Genomic DNA, 2,885 nt, shown 5'->3' with positions numbered 1-2,885 from the left:
CGTTCGATGTGCACGGTCTCGACGAGGCGGCAGAGACGAGGCTGCCCACCGACGACGAACTGCGCCTGATTCGCGAGGTTGTCGATCCTAAAGCATTGCGCGACCGAGAGATACGTTGATGAGACTGCGCACGCCACTCACCGAGCTGGTCGGTATCGAGCACCCGGTCGTGCAAACCGGAATGGGATGGGTGGCCGGCGCCCGGCTGGTTTCGGCGACCGCCAACGCAGGTGGACTGGGCATCTTGGCCTCGGCCACCATGACCCTCGACGAACTGACTACCGCGATCGGCAAGGTCAAGGAGGCCACCGACAAGCCGTTCGGCGTCAACATCCGCGCTGACGCGGGCGACGCTGATGACCGGGTGGATCTGATGATCCGCGAAGGCGTCAAAGTCGCGTCATTTGCGTTGGCACCTAAGCAAGAGCTGATCAGCAAGCTGAAAGATGCCGGCGCGGTGGTAATTCCGTCGGTCGGACTCGCTAAGCAGGCCCGCAAGGTAGCCTCCTGGGGCGCCGACGCGGTCATCGTGCAGGGTGGCGAGGGTGGCGGCCACACCGGGCCGATCGCCACGACGCTGCTGTTGCCGTCGGTGCTTGATGCCGTGAGCATCCCGGTGATCGCGGCAGGCGGGTTCTTCGACGGCCGCGGGCTGGCCGCAGCGTTGTCTTACGGCGCCGCCGGGGTTGCCATGGGTACGCGGTTTTTGCTCACGTCGGATTCCACCGTGCCTGACGCGGTCAAGCAACGTTATCTGCAGGCCGGATTGGACGGGACGGTCGTCACCACCCGCGTTGACGGCATGCCGCACCGCGTCTTGCGCACCGGGTTGGTTGAAAAGTTGGAAAGCGGCTCGCGGGCACGGGGATTCACCGCCGCCATGCGCAATGCGGCGAAGTTCAAAAAGATGTCACAGATGACGTGGGCTTCGATGGTTCGGGACGGCCTGGCAATGCGGCACGGCAAGGAGCTCACCTGGTCGCAGGTGGTGATGGCCGCCAACACCCCGATGTTGCTGAAAGCCGGTCTGGTCGAGGGCAACACCGACGCCGGCGTACTGGCGTCAGGCCAGGTGGCCGGCATCGTCGAGGATCTGCCGTCGTGCGCGGAGCTGATCCAGACGATCGTCGCCGACGCCGTCAAGCACCTGCAGTCAGCGTCCGGCTTCGTGCAGTGACGGATCACCCGTAGTTAGGACTCCACGACCATCAGCGTGTGGCCCGTCGGGTCGCGGAACCAGAACATCGGTGGAACCGGCTCGCCCATTCGCGATACCTGCGCATCAACGTCGACGCCGAGTTCCTTCATCGCGGCGTGGGTGGCGTCGATATCGCTGGTGGTCAGCGTGATACCGGTGATGGTCGGTTGCACCGGTCCGCTGTCCGGTGGCGGTGGAGCGAGCGCGATGCCGGTCCCGCCCTCGGGGGGGTAAACCTCGATCCACCGGTAGCCGCCGCCGAACGGCTGATCGGTTCGCTTCTCGAATCCGAGCGACTCGTAGAACGCGACCGCCTTGTCCTGCTCGATTGTCGGTACGCACACCAGGTTGATCGTCGTCAGGCCAGTCGTCGTGGTGGTCATCTTGCTCCTTCTGGTTGGGTATCTCCGTAGGCTTTCGCGATCTCCGGTGAACCTGGCCACCGGCTATAAGTGGGTGCCTGCGGCCAGCCGTCCGGTGAGTCCTGCCACTCCTCCTGACGGCCGTAGGGCAATAGGTCGATCAACGCGAACGAGTGACTCAGCTGTTCGGTGCCCCGGCCGTTGGTGTGCCAGGTGCGGTAGACCTGATCCCCGTCGCGCAGAAAGACATTCACGGCGAATCCGCTACCCGGAGGAGCGCCCACATCGGCGCCGAATGGGCTGTTGGCCGTCGAGTACCAAGTCATCTGGTTTCCCACCCGCCGCTTGTATGCGAGCGCTTCGTCGATAGGGCCTTGCGTGACGATGACGAACCTGGCGTCCCAGTTGTCCAGGAACTCTAGCCGGGTGAATTGCGAGGTGAAGCCGGTGCAGCCAGGGCACTGCCATTCTTCGCCCGGAAACCACATGTGGTTGTACACGATCAGCTGCGATTTGCCTTCGAAGACATCGGCTAGCCGAACGGATCCGTTCTCGCCCTCCAGTGTGTAATCCGGCATCGCAACCATCGGCAGCCTCCGCCGCTGCGCGGCGATCGCATCAAGCTCACGGGTCGCTGCCTTCTCCCGGACACGCAGGGCGTCTAATTCGCGCTGCCAGACGTGTTCGTCCACGACGGGCGGCAATCCTGCGGTTGTCACAACCTCCCCTTCCGCTCATGTTCACGGCGTCAACATGCTAATGTTCACACCGTACACTTCGGGCCCGAGGAGGGTCAAGGGTTGAGCAACTATCACCACGGAGATCTGCGCGCGGCGTTGATCGAGGCCGGCCTCGAACTCACCCGGGCCGGCGGGCCAGAAGCGCTGACCATCCGGGAAGCGACTCGGCGAGTTGGGGTTTCACCTAATGCTGCATACCGTCACTTCGCCGACCGCGACGCTTTGCTACAGGACGTTGCGAACTCGATCCAGCATCGGATGACGGCGCGGATGCGGACCTCGGTGCGCCGACGGGGCTCAACTGAGCTGTTGCGGGCCGTTGGCATCGGCTACATCAAGTTCGCGTTGGACGAGCCGGGGTGGTTCGCGGTCGCATTCTTCGGGGCCACCCAAGATGACGAACCAGCCAGCGCTCCGCCATATCTAGCGTTGGTCGAGGCACTCGACGCCATGGTGAATGCCGGCGCGCTGGCACCCGACAGACGCGACGGCGCCGAGTGGCCGTGCTGGTCAGCGGTGCACGGGTTCGCCGAACTGGCCCTGCGCGGGCCGCTGCGGGGCGCGAGCCGCCGACAGGTCGAGTCG

At 64.5% G+C, this 2,885-nt stretch carries 4 protein-coding genes and 1 pseudogene; 3 read left to right on the top strand and 2 right to left on the bottom strand.

Annotated elements, in window-relative coordinates; translation table 11 throughout:
* Together WB785_RS16005 and ipdC are read left to right on the top strand one after the other, a co-directional pair.
* A pseudogene (locus WB785_RS16005) lies at positions 1 to 119 on the top strand (CoA-transferase); the annotation flags it as partial.
* Positions 119 to 1,177 carry a (3aS,4S,5R,7aS)-5-hydroxy-7a-methyl-1-oxo-octahydro-1H-indene-4-carboxyl-CoA dehydrogenase gene (ipdC, locus tag WB785_RS16000; RefSeq protein ID WP_424080299.1) on the top strand — a complete coding sequence of 353 codons (1,059 nt, stop codon included), beginning with the start codon at positions 119 to 121 and terminating at the stop codon, positions 1,175 to 1,177. The pseudogene WB785_RS16005 and the gene ipdC, both read left to right, overlap by 1 nt.
* 14 nt (positions 1,178 to 1,191) lie before the next feature.
* Here ipdC and WB785_RS15995 read toward each other — a convergent pair whose 3' ends face one another.
* Positions 1,192 to 1,581 (bottom strand): VOC family protein, encoded by a 390-nt coding sequence (locus WB785_RS15995; RefSeq protein WP_424080298.1) that lies wholly within the window; start codon positions 1,579 to 1,581, stop codon positions 1,192 to 1,194.
* Complete coding sequence (locus tag WB785_RS15990) at positions 1,578 to 2,279, bottom strand: DUF899 domain-containing protein (RefSeq protein ID WP_424080297.1); 702 nt, start codon at positions 2,277 to 2,279, stop codon at positions 1,578 to 1,580. Before WB785_RS15990 ends, WB785_RS15995 begins: the two co-directional genes overlap by 4 nt.
* 81 nt (positions 2,280 to 2,360) lie before the next feature.
* On the opposite strand from WB785_RS15990, the gene WB785_RS15985 reads away from it, so the two are divergent.
* Positions 2,361 to 2,885 (top strand): TetR/AcrR family transcriptional regulator (locus WB785_RS15985; RefSeq protein ID WP_424080296.1); only part of this gene is annotated, 525 nt, incomplete at its 3' end.

Source organism: Mycobacterium sp. (assembly GCF_049585075.1).
Classification (GTDB): Bacteria; Actinomycetota; Actinomycetes; order Mycobacteriales; family Mycobacteriaceae; genus Mycobacterium.
The sequence above is the reverse complement of the archived record's forward strand: the minus strand, read 5'-3'. Positions and strand labels throughout refer to the sequence as shown.